Below are 15702 nucleotides of genomic sequence, written 5' to 3' on the forward strand. Positions count from 1 at the left end.
GGTTGTGCGTTCTCTGACACACAACCTTTTTTATTTTATTTCCCGAATGTTACCCCCATCCGTTTTCCTTGTACGATCAAATCATGATCCGGTGTCACTAATTTTAGTTTTCCCGCTACTTCTAACAAGGGAATGGATTCTACCCTATCTCCTTTCATACAAACCATACGTCCGAATTCACCATTAGCGATCAGTTCCGTGGCATGGCCTCCCAAGCGAGTCGCAAGGTTACGGTCGAACGGAGAGGGGTTTCCACCCCGTTGGGTGTATCCCAATACGGTATCCCGGGTCTCGATACCCGTTCCCGCCTCGATAGCCCGGGTAATATAATCAGAAGGACGCTTTTTATCCGGAGTCTCGATACCCTCGGCTACTACAACGATGGAATAAGGTTTGCCCCTGCGAGCCCGATCCAAGATCGCCTCGTTCACCTTATCGATATCGTATCCCAATTCCGGAAGTAAGATCACGTCGGCACCTCCAGCCATCCCGGCATACAAGGCGATCCATCCGGCATGATGGCCCATCACCTCCACGACCATCACCCGCTTATGTGAACTAGCCGTAGAATGAAGACGGTCTATAGATTCCGTGGCGATATTCACGGCGGTATTAAAACCGAACGTAATATCCGTACCCCATATGTCATTATCGATTGTCTTGGGAACGCCTATCACGTTCAATCCGATCTGAGATAACAGATTGGCCGTCTTCTGCGTACCGTTTCCTCCGATACAAACCAAGCAGTCCAGCCCCAGCTCCTCATAATTTTTCTTAATGATCTCCGGCTTTTCCGAATCTCCCGAGGCCAAGAGCTTACGGAAAGGCTTCTCTCTGGACGTTCCTAAAATGGTTCCCCCTAAATTTAATATGCCGGATAAGCTCCGTTCATCGAAAACTTGGACGTCTTTATTCAAAAGACCTATAAAACCGCTATGAATACCTATCACTTCCATGCCGTAATGCATGATAGCGGTCTTGCCAACACCACGGATCGTAGCGTTGATACCGGGGCAATCGCCACCCGATGAGAGAATCCCTATTTTCATCGTAACGTTAATTTAGTACCTAGCAAAGATATAAATAAAAAGAGAATGCCTACATTTGCACTCGAACAAATAAAAAGAGCATGGATATTTTAACACAGACGATTTCGCTCCTTTTCCGCCATCGACAAACGGAGATCGGACGATTTGGGCAGGATATAGACCATATCCAGCGCAAACAGCTGCATGCTCTGCTTTCGACGGCACGCAAGACGGAATGGGGACTCAAATATGATTATAAAAGCATTCGCTCTTATTCTGACTTCTGCCAACGTCTTCCCTTACAGACTTATGACAAGATAAAGCCGTATGTCACCCGAATGATAAACGGAGAAAGGAATATTCTCTGGCCTTCGGTGGTGCGGTGGTACGCTAAGAGTAGCGGGACCACGAACGACAAAAGTAAATTCCTGCCCGTCACCCCCGAGATATTAAAGGGTTGCCACTATAAAGGCGGCTTTGATTGCGTAGCCATCTATCTGCGGAACAACCCAGAAAGCCGTTTCTTCTCCAAGAAAGGCTTGATATTGGGCGGTAGCCATAGCCCTTCCCCGCTAAACTCCGAGGCTCATCAAGGCGACTTATCCGCCGTATTACTTCAAAATCTCAATCCGCTCGTCAATTTAATACGCGTCCCCAAGAAACCCATTATCCTAATGGATGAATGGGAAAGCAAGATCAAGGCGATCGTGGAGAACACTTGGAATAAGGATGTAAACAGCCTATCCGGTGTTCCTTCTTGGATGTTGGTATTGATCAAGGCCGTATTGAAAAAAACGGGTAGGGAATATCTTACGGACGTATGGCCTAATCTGGAGGTCTTCTTCCATGGGGGAATCAGTTTCGAGCCTTACCGGGAGCAATATAAAACCTTGATTCCATCGAATAAGATGCATTATATGGAGACCTATAACGCATCCGAGGGCTTCTTCGGGCTGCAAGACGATCCGACAGACCCCAGTTTGCTTATGATGCCGGATTACGGTATTTTCTATGAGTTCATCCCGATGAACGAGGTGGGTAGCGCCCATCCGACCGTGTTGCCGCTGGAATCGGTAGAGACCGGGAAAAACTACGCGATGGTAATCACGACCTCGGGAGGATTATGGCGCTATCAGATCGGGGATACGGTACGTTTCACCTCGTTATTCCCTCATAAATTCGTTATCTCCGGACGTACCAAGCACTTTATCAACGCCTTCGGCGAGGAGCTAATGGTGGATAACGCCGATAAGGCGATCGCCATGACTTGCCTACGAACCGGGGCGAAAGTAAAAGAATATACCGCCGCCCCACTTTTTATGCTGGATAAGGCGAAAGGACGGCACCAATGGTTTATCGAGTTTGACAAGAAACCGGAATCTCTCGATGAATTCGCCACTTTATTAGATCTGAACTTACAAAAGCTGAACTCGGACTATGAGGCGAAGCGGTATAAAGAGATCTCCCTTCAACCGCTGGAAATCGTTATCGCCCACGACGGTGCTTTCTATGAATGGCTCAAGCAGAAAGGCAAATTAGGCGGGCAGCACAAGATCCCACGCCTCAGCAACGACCGCACGCATATAGAGGAGCTTTTGCGCATTAACCAGTCTCTATAAGCCGGTATGCTCTTTATTCATAAGACGCATTAAAATTGATAAGTCAGATAGAATCCCGCCATATTCGAACTGAATACCGGAGCGGCCACGATCGGGCAGTTCTTCACATTTCGATTGATCCGCCGGGCGATAGCGTTACGAATCGGGAAATAGATCAGATACGATAACTCTACCGACAAGATCCCGAAACCCGCACCGGCTACTACATCCGCCACCCAATGCCTGTTATTGTATAAGCGGGAACCCGCCACGAACGCCGCTATCGCATAACCCGAGTAAGCGAGTATAGGCGAGCTATCCTTAAATTCCTTATAAGCCATATGCGCCCCTAAGAAAGCATTCGAGGTATGTCCGGACGGAAACGAATAAGGCGCCCCGTCCGGGCGAGGCTCGTTTACCCAGTTCTTCAGCCCATGCACCATCAATCCGTTCATCCCCTCCGCTAAAGCGACCAAGCAAAGTTGGTCCACCCAGTTATGCTTCTCTGTTCCCATAAGGTCGCAGACAAATACCCAACCGAGCATTCCCCACTCCAAGTAATTGTCGATATGGATTTGCTTCACGGAATCTTTCCGGGAAAACAGGTAAAAGTCATTCATCCCGTCGATCGCCGTGCCTACGGCTCCCACCGTTATCAATGAGGCTGGAAGAATCAAGCTTTTCGGGTTAAACTTATAGGCGACGACAGGCATTCTCTCCTTGACAGGGGCTTGAGAACGTACGTTTAACGTATCGAGATCACCAACGCCCGCGAACGCAATGTTTACGAAGCCTATCAAAAGGCTTGCCAAGACGATTAATTTCCTATATATCATATCCGTTATTTTCCTCTAAGACATCCCTCTCCCGGATAAACCCTTCATCAAAATAGTTGTTCTCTATTTTCGAATGGATCACCCGCTGGAAATAGAAACGATGGTTATTCCAATGGAAGGCTGGGTATTCCTTATTTTGTTTGACAATATTATTCGTGAAGACCAACCCGTCCACGGACTTGGCGTATACCAATGGCCTATCGAACGTAATAAACTCGTTCGCATCGATCACGATATCACTATGGAAATATTTCCTTTGCGACGCTAAATCCGGGATTTCGGGATAAATAGAGATAATAGCGTTCGTAAATTGGAACATATTCGTCAAGGAGTTGATGAACTTATTCTTACGGATCAACACGTTCCGGCAAGCGCCGGTCTCGAACCAGCCGTTGCAATCACCGCACAGCAGGATCGCCGTCCCCGAGGTATGATCGAAAACATTATTCTCTACGACCGTTTGCCGAGGCGTGCTGAACAGGGAACCACGGGCACGGTTATTCCGGATCACGTTATCCGAGAATAGGACCGTCGGCGTCCACTCCAGATTCTCTATGCCGAAACCGCTTCCCTCATGGATCGAAGGATTCACCGTATTCTCAAACCGGATCTCGAACTCCTTCGCCCCTCGGTAATCCGGTTGATCTACCGCCTTGATAGCGGTAATGCGGTTTCTCGCCCCTATCAATTCCATGGTGCTCGAATGGATGAACTGCACGGAATCCCCTACCCTTCCCCATTCGAAACCATACGATTGCGGGTGCATATACCGGCCTACCAAGGTCGAGTCATTCACTCGTCTCACCACTTTCAGGTAAGTTCCATGCACATTGATAGCGTCGTCCATCATCCCTTCGTACAAGCCATTCTTGGAGATGATCGTTCCCTTGCAGGCCGAGAAATGGGTAGCGTCCGCCTGTGTCGTGAAATACCGCGGATCGTCCGCCCCTTTCAAGCAAACGGAGAAACCATCCAGCGTGATATTCTCGCTCACTTGCGCCAAGAGGCCCATTCCCTCGGCATAATGAACCTTGATATTCTCCAGAGTCGTATTCACGTCATGATACAGGAAGACACCGGGAGCCGGACGTTCCCAAGAACGCATGGCGATCACCGTACCGGGCACCAAACGGCTGTCTTTCCAACGGGGAGACTTTATCAGCCTTGGAGAAACCTCGATCAAGCTCCGCACGCCTACCGGGATATCGCTCGTATTATACACCAAATGACGTGTATCTCCCTCGAAGGCGATACCGGAACCGGGAGTCAACTCCCAGCCTTCTCCCTTCGCTACAAACACGCTATCCCGTATCTCATAGCGTACCCATGGAGCCACCTCGAAGGTGATCCCGCCTTTCAGCGTATCGTTCTCCACCACTTTTACCTGTGAAATCTGAGGATGCTTGAAGTCTATACTGAAATTCTTCAAGACACAATTCCTCGAATCCAGCAAAGAGACCGGCAACATCCTGCCGTGGAAGATTAACTCCGAGCCTTGCCCGTCGAACACCATATTCTTCATCCCCTCGAAAGGCAAACCTACTTTCTTCGGATTCATTTGATCATGATTCGAGATGAAATAGACACGCTCCGCCGCGCTATCGGGATAAAACTCATAGCGGCCCTTAGGCAAGGTCACCACAATGGTCTGGTTTTCCTCGCATTTCTCCCGTATCTGCTCCAATGCCCTCGCCATAGCGGGCGCATTATCCACATTCTCGACCGGGGATAAACCATAAGCCGACAAATCATACCTCCGTTCCGTAGAACAAGCGCTTCCAAACAGGGAATAAAGCAGGACAACTGCCCCCCATAGATACCATTTCATAGAAAATCAATTAAATATATCCGCGAAGGTATGTATTTTACAGGGTAAGCGCACTAAAAACAGACAACAACTTTCCGTCTCATGAATCCTATCACGAATCTCCTATAATAGCAGCCTGAGTTTTCTCCTAATAAAACAAAAGTTTCCTCAGTAAGAAACTTTTGTTTCCCTATATAGAAACGAAAGTTTTTCCTTGAAGAAACTAAAGTTTTCCGTATAAGAAATTTAGAAAAACTGCAATAGGCTGATAATCAATTAAAGTACAAAAAGAAACAGCTACCCTTTCCATTCTCGGATTCTACCGAGATATGGCCGCCATGCAAGGTGATTATTTGCTTACAGATGCTTAAACCGATACCCGAGCCGGAGGGTTTGGTGGTGAAGAAAGGTACAAAAACCCGGTCGATAACCTCGGGTAAGACACCGATACCGTTGTCTCGCACGGTAAAGACGAGTTCGTTTCCCTCCCGCTGAGCCGCCACGATAATCTCGGGGTTTGGCTTTTCCGCACAAGCCTCACAAGCATTCTTCAGTAAGTTCAAGAAGACCTGCTCCATCTGCGCCCGATCTGCGAACCATTCCAGAGGCTCGTCCGGCAAGCGGAAACGGATAGAAGGCTCAGGGCACAAACGCCTTAAATCCGAAAAGAAATCTTTCACTAAGATACGGGTCTTTACCGGAGAGGCGATCCGGGTCAATCTCCGGTAATTCTCAACGAAATCCAGCAACCCTTTACTCCGGCGATGGATGACATTCACCCCATGCTGGATATACGAACGATTCCGGACATCATCCGGATCTGCTTTACAACGTTTGCTCAAGGTCTCGGACAACGAGATAACGGGTGTGATGGAGTTCATGATCTCGTGCGTCAAGACACGGATCAATTTCTGCCAAGCCTCCATCTCATTCCGCTCCAAGGTAGAATGGATGTTCTTCAAGCTGACGATCCAACGCTCGCAACCTCGCAAGTCGATACGAGTGGCATCGATCGCCCAATCTTGCGGAACGGATGGTTTTCCGTAACGCACCACCGTCTTCCCCGCCTTGATAGCCTCCAAGAACTCATTGGGTAACCGACACCTCGTATCCAGCAACGCGTCGGCGGCCCGGTTCTTCCATTCAATAGCCCCTTCCCTGTCAGTAACGAGTACGGCAGTGTCCACCTTATTCAACAGACTCTCAAAATACTGCCGCCTCACCTCCTCGTCCATCAATCGGCCACGCAAGGATCGCAGGGCCGCAGACAAATCGTCCGCCAACTCCCGCATCACCTTATCCTCGTAAGGTGAACGAACGATCTGGATCAAGTCTTGCTGCCGCAAGCAATCCACCACATAACGCCAATACTTCACCTGCCGCATCTGTATGAAATAAAGATGAATCGAGAAATACAAGATCGCGATCCCGCAAAAAGTAGGACAAAAGATAATCTCCTCATGCACGCAATAGAACAGGAGTCCCGTAGACAAGACGATGCCTAGGATGTGCGAGATGACCGTGAACGCATACGATCTCATAAGCCGAACTTCTCTATTTTACGATACAAGGAAAAACGGGTGATACCCAATAGCTCGGCGGCATAGCTCATATTACCGTTGCTTTGCCGCAAGGCCCGCTCAATGATTTTCCGCTCGGCTTGTTCCAGATTCAAATCAGGGTCCGGTTCCTTCTTTCGCTCGTACGAGGCCGTATAGAGAGGGAAATCATCCGGTCTCAGCACCGTACCCTCGTTCAAGATCACGGCTCGCTCCAAAACATGCTGCAACTCCCGGACATTACCGGGCCAAGGGTATTTCATCAGCTTACTCCCCGCCTCCCGGCTCAACCCTTTGATCGTTTTCTTGTATTTCCGGCTATACAGCCTCTGGAAATGATCGGCCAGCATCAAGATATCCTCTCCCCGCTCACGCAGCGGTGGTATGGCTATCTCTATGGTATTGATCCGATAGAGCAAGTCTTGCCGGAAACTCCCCTCGCCCACCAGCTGACGCAGATTGGCGTTGGTGGCGCAGATCAAACGGACATCGATCGAGATCGGTTCCACCGCTCCCAAACGGGTGATATGACGTTTCTCTATAGCCGTCAACAATTTAGACTGCATCGGCAAGGACAGGTTACCGATCTCGTCCAGAAAGAGCGTACCACCGGAGGCCATCTCCATCCGTCCCGACTTAGACCGTCGGGCATCCGTGAAGGCTCCTTTCTCATAGCCGAACAACTCACTCTCAAATAATTGTTCCGGGATGCTTCCCAAATCGATCGTCACGAAAGCATCGTCACGCCGGGGCGAGTAATGCCTCAACAAACGAGCCACCAAATCCTTTCCCGTACCGCTCTCGCCGGTAATTAATATATTCGCGTCAGTCTCCACGAGTTTGTAGATCGTATCCTTTACCTTCAGCATCGCTGGCGACTCACCGATCAATTCCGGCAATGTGTCGTCCGCCTTCATGGCTTTCATCTGCTCCCGCAAACGTCCGACCTCCTTACGGGAATGGCTCAATCGAATGCCCGACGAGAGGGTAGCCAGCAACTTCTCCGTTTCCCACGGCTTGGAGATGAAATCGGTAGCACCAACCTTAATGGCCTTGACCGCTTTCTCTATATCCGAATAGGCCGTCATGAAGATCACGACCGCCTGCGGATCGATCTCCAAGATTTGTCCCAAATACTCAAAACCCTCCTGCCCGCTCACGGCATCCCGATGGAAATTCATATCCAGCAAGACCACGTCCGGTTGGAACGTCCGCATGAAATACTCGATGCGTGCCGGTTGTGTCGTTACCTTCACCTTTTGCATGTACGGCTCCAACAGTAAGTTCAATGCGAACAACACATCCTTATTATCGTCGATGATCAATATCTTTCCTTTTTCTTCCATACGGACAAAGATAAAGGGAATAAAGACAGCTTGTATGTGCATTATCGCACAAAAAATGTACGCTATCGCACTACATGAAGAAATACAGATTTTTCTATGATTCTATTTTCTAATACGTTACATTTATGGCATGATATTTGAACCGGATTCAGCGAAATTGAGTCATCAGCGATATCATCAAAAAACGGAATTGCCATGTTAATACATTACTGTGTCATTGCCTTCAAAAACATCTGGAAGTATAAAGTCAGCGCCTCCATCAGTATCCTAGGGCTGGCTTTCGCCCTCGTCTGTTTCGTGCCCATACTCTATTGGATGGATCATGAGACCACTTACGATTCTTTCTACAAGGATTCCGAATCCATCTACCGTGTCTATAGCGCCGAGAAACAATCCGGGAAAGTGAACAAAGGAGCTTCGAAAGGTATCGAAAATAGCTTACGAGAGCAAGTCCCAGCTATCGAAGCCTCCACCACGCTTATGCTTTCAACCGAAAACTGCCGTACCCAAGCGACTCCTTATATCCAAATGAATATGCTTTATACAGACAGTACGTTCCTAGAGGTATTCCCGCAATCTTTCGTTTGTGGAGAAATGAATCATCCGCTACAAATCGTAAACAACATGATCTTGAGCGAACGTACGGCGGTCCGTCTATTTGGCGACGCGGAAAAGGCGATCGGGCAACCGATACACACCTTGATGAGAGCCTCCTTACCTCCCTACATCGTCACGGCTGTGGTGAAAGACCCACCAACCCATACCAATCTACCGTTCGATGCGATCATCAACCATAACATGATACAGCATTTCTCCCAGTTACCTCCAGAGGCACAATGGAGCTTCTTCGTGATGGACTTATACGTGAAACTCCATCCAAGCGCAGACCCAAAAGCCTTTGCCAATCAACTAAAAGAGCTACCTGAACGTATTGGGGTGAACAAGGAGATCGAGTTGCGAACACTCCCCATCCGTGAGATCCGGCATCATCTGAATGAAGATACACCCTTTACCTTAAATTTCATCGGCTTGTTTGTCGTATCTGGTGCCCTATTATTGTTTGCCGCCCTCTTCAATTTCTTGAATTCCTATATGGATCTCTTTCGGCAACGTGTGCGGGAATGGCGTTTACGGACGGTCAACGGCGCAACGAGAAAGCAATTGATCGAACAAATGTCTGTCGAGCTAGGCTGTTCCGTACTTGCATCCTTGTTGGTAGCCTTGATCTTCATAGTCCAAGTCAAGCCGCTTTTCGCCCGATGGCTGGAGATTGATTTGGAGATGGGCCGGTTCCTGTTTCTTTTCGCAGGGGTAGGTATAGGTACATTCCTCATCCTCCAATGTGCAGGATTAGTATTCTTCGGGCAGTTCAGCCATACGGCAACCACCTCGCTCGTTCCCAAAGAGACAGTCAAACCCCTTTTGTTACGCCGCATGGCCGTGACCTTACAATTGATGATCAGTATCCTGTTCATCGTAGCATCGCTGGTTGTCATGGAGCAAATGCGATTCGTAAATCAAAAAGATTTAGGTTTCGATCCAAAAGGCCTTATCCAACTATCCGGCTTCGTAGACGTATCCGGGAAAATAGAATCCACGTTGATGCAAGAGTTAAGTGCCCTGCCGCAGGTCAAAAGTTTCACCGACACGAACTTTAAGCCTCAACATCATGTCGATCCCATGGCGATCTTCACGAATGTGGAATGGGAGGGAAAACCGCTGGACACAAAGGTGGACTTCCACCTCTATGGAACCGATCACCGATTTGGTGAGACCTTCGACCTAAAGATGTTAATGGGCCGGTGGTGGACAGAAGGCAACGAACTTAGTGTCGTGCTCAACGAGTCGGCGGTTCGTGCCATGGGCTTACAAGACCCAGTCGGCAGCATCATCCGTATGCCGTGGTGGTCAGATTTCAGCGTGATCAAAGAATACGAGATCGTCGGTGTCGTCAACGATTTCCATGCGCTATCTTTCCGGGAAAGTATTCATCCGATGCTATTCATTCCTTCGGGTGGACTGGTGAATAATCTGTATATCCGGGTCATACCGGGCGAGGAAGGAAACATCGCCCACCATATCACGGAGCTACTGCCCAAGATAGACCCGACATTAGCGGATACCCGGATCACCCCGATCGGAACGCTTTACGATCAACTGAACCAATCCGAGATAGTCGGGTTGAAAATATTCTCGTTCCTCGCTTTCGCTTGTTTGCTAATCTCCTTGTTCGGCATCTACGCCGTCGCTACAGCCTCCACGAAACGGCGGCGTAAAGAGATCGCTATCCGGAAAGTAGTAGGCTCGAAAGCCTCCGAGATCATTTTCTTGTTCTTCAAGGAATACATGCGATTAATTGTCATCGCCGGAATCATCGCTTTCCCGATCAGCTATCTCGTCATGAACTACTGGTTGCAAGGCTACGCCTATCGCATCCAAATCCAGATCTGGTGGTTGGTGGGAATATTCATCACCATTACCAGCATGGTTCTAGGTACGATACGTGAACAGGTATGTAAGGCAGCCAATGAGAATCCGTCGGAAGTCATCAAGAGTCAATGAATGCCTATGAAAACTACAGACTATTCACGATCAGCTTGATAATACCAAGGATTTTATGTAAGTTCGCGATTCCTAAATATATAATAGAATATGGAACATCCATTGAATATTTACAACACGCTTACGAGAAAGAAGGAGCAATTCATACCCCTGCACGAGCCGCATGTAGGTATGTACGTATGTGGCCCCACGGTTTATGGTGACGCCCACTTGGGACACGCACGTCCGGCGATCACGTTCGACTTGCTATTCCGTTACCTTACCCACCTAGGATATAAAGTGCGTTATGTACGTAATATAACGGATGTAGGGCATCTGGAGCACGACGCCGATGATGGGGAGGATAAGATCGCCAAGAAGGCACGGCTAGAACAGTTGGAGCCGATGGAAGTGGTTCAATATTACCTCAATCGTTATCATCAAGCGATGGATGCGCTGAACGTACTTCCTCCCAGCATCGAGCCGCACGCTTCCGGACATATTATCGAACAAATCGAGTTAGTCAAGAAGATTCTGGATAACGGCTACGCTTACGAGAGTCAAGGCTCCGTCTATTTCGACGTAGAGAAATATAATAAAGATCATAAATACGGCATCCTCTCGGGTCGCAATATCGAGGATATGTTGAATACGACCCGCGCGTTGGACGGGCAGGACGAGAAGCATAACACCATCGACTTCGCCCTTTGGAAATGCGCCCAGCCGGAGCATATCATGCGTTGGCCGTCTCCGTGGAGCGACGGCTTCCCCGGTTGGCACTGCGAATGTACCGCTATGGGCAAGAAATACCTCGGGGAGCATTTCGACATCCACGGGGGTGGCATGGACTTGATCTTCCCGCACCATGAATGCGAGATCGCGCAAGCCGTGGCTTCCCAAGGGGATGACATGGTTCATTATTGGATGCACAACAATATGATCACCATCAACGGGCAGAAGATGGGTAAATCATTAGGTAATTTCATCACACTGGAGCAATTCTTCACGGGTGATCATCCCTCCTTGCAACAAGCGTATTCCGCCATGACCATCCGTTTCTTCATCCTGCAAGCGCATTACCGCAGCACGGTTGATTTCAGCAATGAGGCTTTGCAAGCTGCCGAGAAGGGCTTGTCACGCTTGATGGAGGCATACGGACATTTGATGAAGTTGAAACCGTCCGCTACCTCTACTGTAGACACGAGAGGTCTTCGTGAGAAATGTTTCGAGGCCATGAATGACGATTTGAACTCACCGATCGTGATTTCTCATCTATTCGATGCCGCCCGTGCGATCAATTCGATAAAAGACGGCAAGGCTACCATAACCGAGGAGGACCTGAAAGAATTACAAGAGGTATTCCACTTGTTCTTGTTCGACATCCTAGGTATGAAAGACGAGGCTTCCGCCGGTGGTAACAGCTATGAGACTTTTGGCAAGGCCGTAGACTTATTATTATCCATCCGCCAGCAAGCCAAGGCGAATAAAGACTGGGCTACCTCCGACAAGATCCGTAACGAATTAACCGCGATGGGATTCGAGATAAAGGATACCAAGGATGGTGCGGAATGGAAACTAAGCAAATAATCCACCAAGCGAATAGTAAGAGGTTATGACAATCCATGAATTTCTTCAAGGCGATAAATTCGCCTTGCTTGCGGGCGTTGAATTATTAGAAACGGGCAACGGTTACGCCAAGGCGCGTATGCTCATCAAGCCCGAACATTTAAATGGTGGAGGCGTATGTCAAGGTGGGGCGATCTTCACGTTGGCGGATCTGGCTTTCGCCGCGGCGACTAATAGCCACGCACGCCTGACATTATCCATTACCTCAAACATCAATTTCTTTAAGGCGGAGAGTAAGGGATACTTATATGCGGAAGCGAAAGAAGCGTTCAGCCATAAGAGACTGGCGAATTGCGAAGTCCGTATCACCAATGAAGCCGAAGAATTAATCGCGACTTTTAATGGTACAGGTTACCGCAAAGACACGGAATTACCCTTCACTCCGTTGGTTTAAAAAAGAAATTCTATAAAAAGCTCTCGCCCCAGCTCCGTGATGAGCTGGGTGCGAGAAACACAAGCCTATCTAAAAAGCTTTCATTTCTTCTGCACCACGATACGGCAAGTAAGCGGGGCACGCAGGTTATAGGAGTCTTTATAATAGACCTCCGCCGCCCCGATCTTCAGTTTCGCCCGGATCTTTACCGGGATATGGTTCTCGTCATCACCGATCCAAACCTCCGCCGCTTCCTTGGCTTGGGAAAATGCCTCATCGTAGATATCGATATAGAAATGACGAGTACGGAATTTCGCCTCCTTATGCTCGACGATCTGTTGTCCCGTATAGCGGAAACGAGCGTTCACGAGCTCCCGGCCGATAGCGATCATGAAAGGGAACTCCGCCCCGTAACTCATCGTCCGCCAATCCAGCGAACGGAGATACATCGTAGCTCCCAGCATATCGAATACACGCCCTTTCGCCATTAGCATCGTGTCGATCTTCGTCTCCTTTAATGTATGGCGATGCGAGTGGATATCGATCCTACCGCTTCCTTGATACTCAAACTGGAGATTATCCACCAGATAGTAGTCTCCCTCGTTCGTGCGCTTCGAGCTGAACAAGAGCCGAGGCTCCTTTGAGTAATGGCAATCCATCGTATCACGCATCCTGAAGACTTTCTCGATCACGCCGGCAGAGCGGAACAACAGGTTATAATGCCATGACGGCGCTCCTTGGTATTCCGATTCTTTCACGGAAAGGGTAGCCAATCCGGCCTTCGACATAATCAGCCCCCATTTGAAATAAAGATCGTAATCCACCCGTTCCCCATGGGATAACGGCAACGTTTGTGCCCGCAAAGACGTAAGACTCGCTACACACAAAAAGAAAACGCATATATACAGTTTAGAAGCGCAAGCCGCCCACACCGCTGTTCCTATTGGACGAAGACTGTGTTCCCTCATTTTTGTAATCTCTTTTCTTTTTCGTTAGCTCTTTCGGTTTATTCTTCGTGATATCGATCGGTTTCTGCCGTTTCATCGGTGTAGCCTTGATATTCCAAGTCTCCTCCACTTGCCAATTCTGCATGATATTGAATATCTTCGGGCAATAGAAGACAAGTTCCGGCTGCCGTTTATCGGCGTAATTACCGGTATCCCAGACACCGTTATCATTCACGTCTAATACTAAACGGGCATAATATTTATCCGGTTTCAAGTCCATGAAAAGCACGCCGCCATCTTTTACCTTCACCTTACGGATCGGCTGGTCGCTGCTATTCAATAATTCCACGAAAGCGGTGGTATCCGCTCCCTCAATATTGATATATAAATGCCCGTACTCATCTTCCTTCTTGATCTTGAATTCCCCGCTATACACATCGTTCCATTTACCATAGGCACTGAATATCGTGGCGGAGTCTACTTCCAAACGGTATTCCTCTCCATACTTCCACGGGCGCTTGATGAAGAAGTTCAAAGAGTTCGTCGTATCCGGAAAGAAATCGAAGTCTACGGCTTCCCAAAGCGTATCCACTTTCTGATCCAGATAGAAATGATCTTTCGTTAACCCCGCTACCGGTTCGCTAAACGTAACAGCGACCGTATCATACAGGTTGATCGAACCGGAAGCGTTTACGTTCATTCCCAGAAACTCGATGGGTTCCGGCTCATCGTCTTTTTTCTTTTTCTTCTTCTCCACAGGACGGCGACGCATGGTAAATTGTACCGTATCGGTCTGCGGACGAAGTATATTCATGGAATCGCTTTTCAGGTAATTCACCTCCACTTGTAGCGTATCTTGCTTCCAGATCAAAGAATCGGTCAACCAGTAATGCACGGCTTTTCCTTCCTCCGCTGTCTGCAAGAAATACCAATTGCTATCCGCCGGGGTGAAATTCAAAGGAACCGGTACCGGAATAGTATCCAAGGAGGTATTGAAACGCAAGGTTAGTATTTTCTCATCCGTACGCTCCGGCTTCAACATATATTGACGCTCTACTTTCTCCTTAAACAGGCGCAACTCGATATTGTCCGGCATAAAATGGGTATAACCGACTGTCATCACCGTATCGATCGTCAAGCTATCTTTCCAAATCGTATCCTGACGGGTCGTCAACTCGAACGCGGGGACGATCAAGGAATCGTAAAAAGCGATCTGCTGCCCGGGCTGACTGTACTTATAGGAGCGCATCACATCCTCCAAGGCATAGATCCGATAGGTCCCCGGGGCCATATTACGAATCGTAAACTCTCCCTTGTCGTTCGTACGGGAAGTACGGACAAATGGGATCGTCGTAAAGGCGGAATCCTCCAGATTCGTATGCACACCGATCGTAATACCCGGCATAGGCTCCAGATTCTCGGCGTTCAGCAAGACTCCGGACACCTCCATACTGTCGATGGATTCGCCGGTAGAGAACGCGAAGGAATAATTCTCCAATACATTCTTCTCATTATTATCGGAGATCGAATTGGTAAAGTCTATCGTATAGGTCGTATTCTCCTTCAACGTATCCATCAGCTCGATGACCGCCTTCCGGCCGTTCGCCCGGATAACGGGTTGCTCCATTTGGGGTGGAGTGATGATCACGTTCTCGGTAGGCTTATCGATCTGGATCAACTCATCAAAAATAATCTCCACCTTCTTTCCCTTATAGTTTATCTGGTTAGGCAACGGCGTACTGCTTACGAACTTAGGCGGGGCCTCATCATAAGGCCCCCCGTTCGGCGAGGCTATATTCGCGCACGAGTACAGCACGGCCAACAAAAGTACTCCTATAAAGAACCGTAAACTATTTCTTACGTATTTATCTTCCATTCAATCTTCATATTTCAATTGAGGGACAAAAATAGGGAAAAATCCTGTGAACGATAAGGATATATACGCTAATTAATCTATCTTTACAAAGGACAAGGTTCCGTTTGATTCATCGATTGACATTTTGACAATTTGTCATCTTACCCTCCGGAAAGTCGCATATTT

Annotated in this window: 11 protein-coding genes; 4 read left to right on the forward strand and 7 right to left on the reverse strand. The window is 48.4% G+C overall.

Annotation, left to right across the window (positions count from 1 at the left end; translation table 11 throughout):
* Positions 1-35: 35 nt before the first annotated feature.
* Positions 36-1049: an ATP-dependent 6-phosphofructokinase gene (locus QVP94_RS07725; RefSeq protein ID WP_005864022.1), complete on the reverse strand. Its 1014-nt coding sequence runs from the start codon at positions 1047-1049 to the stop codon at positions 36-38.
* A gap of 80 nt (positions 1050-1129) precedes the next feature.
* On the opposite strand from QVP94_RS07725, the gene QVP94_RS07730 reads away from it, so the two are divergent.
* Positions 1130-2647 carry a GH3 auxin-responsive promoter family protein gene (locus QVP94_RS07730; RefSeq protein ID WP_022192311.1) on the forward strand — a complete coding sequence of 506 codons (1518 nt, stop codon included), beginning with the start codon at positions 1130-1132 and terminating at the stop codon, positions 2645-2647.
* 29 nt (positions 2648-2676) lie between these two features.
* Here QVP94_RS07730 and QVP94_RS07735 read toward each other — a convergent pair whose 3' ends face one another.
* The 4 genes from QVP94_RS07735 to QVP94_RS07750 all read right to left on the reverse strand — a co-directional run bounded on the left by QVP94_RS07735 (position 2677) and on the right by QVP94_RS07750 (position 8174).
* Positions 2677-3462, reverse strand: a complete 786-nt coding sequence (locus QVP94_RS07735; RefSeq protein ID WP_022192312.1) for a phosphatase PAP2 family protein — start codon at positions 3460-3462, stop codon at positions 2677-2679.
* Positions 3452-5290 (reverse strand): right-handed parallel beta-helix repeat-containing protein, encoded by a 1839-nt coding sequence (locus QVP94_RS07740; protein WP_022192313.1) that lies wholly within the window; start codon positions 5288-5290, stop codon positions 3452-3454. The genes QVP94_RS07735 and QVP94_RS07740 overlap by 11 nt, the downstream gene beginning before the upstream one ends.
* Before the next feature lie 251 nt (positions 5291-5541).
* The gene (locus QVP94_RS07745; protein ID WP_022192314.1) at positions 5542-6810 is read right to left on the reverse strand and encodes a sensor histidine kinase; all 1269 of its coding nucleotides are present in this window, start codon (positions 6808-6810) and stop codon (positions 5542-5544) included.
* Positions 6807-8174: a sigma-54-dependent transcriptional regulator gene (locus QVP94_RS07750; protein WP_057319900.1), complete on the reverse strand. Its 1368-nt coding sequence runs from the start codon at positions 8172-8174 to the stop codon at positions 6807-6809. The genes QVP94_RS07745 and QVP94_RS07750 overlap by 4 nt, the downstream gene beginning before the upstream one ends.
* 195 nt (positions 8175-8369) lie before the next feature.
* Between QVP94_RS07750 and QVP94_RS07755 the strand changes: the two genes are divergently transcribed.
* The 3 genes from QVP94_RS07755 to QVP94_RS07765 all read left to right on the forward strand — a co-directional run bounded on the left by QVP94_RS07755 (position 8370) and on the right by QVP94_RS07765 (position 12735).
* A complete protein-coding gene (locus QVP94_RS07755) occupies positions 8370-10736 on the forward strand; it encodes an ABC transporter permease (RefSeq protein ID WP_022192316.1) in 2367 nt (788 codons plus the stop codon).
* Positions 10737-10826: 90 nt separating this feature from the next.
* A complete protein-coding gene (cysS, locus tag QVP94_RS07760) occupies positions 10827-12302 on the forward strand; it encodes a cysteine--tRNA ligase (protein WP_022192317.1) in 1476 nt (491 codons plus the stop codon).
* Between the two features lie 25 nt (positions 12303-12327).
* A complete protein-coding gene (locus QVP94_RS07765; protein ID WP_005860676.1) occupies positions 12328-12735 on the forward strand; it encodes a PaaI family thioesterase in 408 nt (135 codons plus the stop codon).
* An 80-nt stretch (positions 12736-12815) separates the two neighbouring features.
* On the opposite strand, the gene QVP94_RS07770 is transcribed toward QVP94_RS07765, so the two are convergent.
* The gene (locus tag QVP94_RS07770) at positions 12816-13682 is read right to left on the reverse strand and encodes a DUF3108 domain-containing protein (protein ID WP_005860674.1); all 867 of its coding nucleotides are present in this window, start codon (positions 13680-13682) and stop codon (positions 12816-12818) included.
* Positions 13624-15537 carry an Ig-like domain-containing protein gene (locus QVP94_RS07775; protein WP_022192318.1) on the reverse strand — a complete coding sequence of 638 codons (1914 nt, stop codon included), beginning with the start codon at positions 15535-15537 and terminating at the stop codon, positions 13624-13626. The genes QVP94_RS07770 and QVP94_RS07775 overlap by 59 nt, the downstream gene beginning before the upstream one ends.
* Between the last annotated feature and the right edge of the window lie 165 nt (positions 15538-15702).

The sequence above is a fragment of the Parabacteroides sp. CAG:2 genome (genome assembly GCF_000436315.1).
Classification (GTDB): Bacteria; Bacteroidota; Bacteroidia; order Bacteroidales; family Tannerellaceae; genus Parabacteroides; species Parabacteroides distasonis.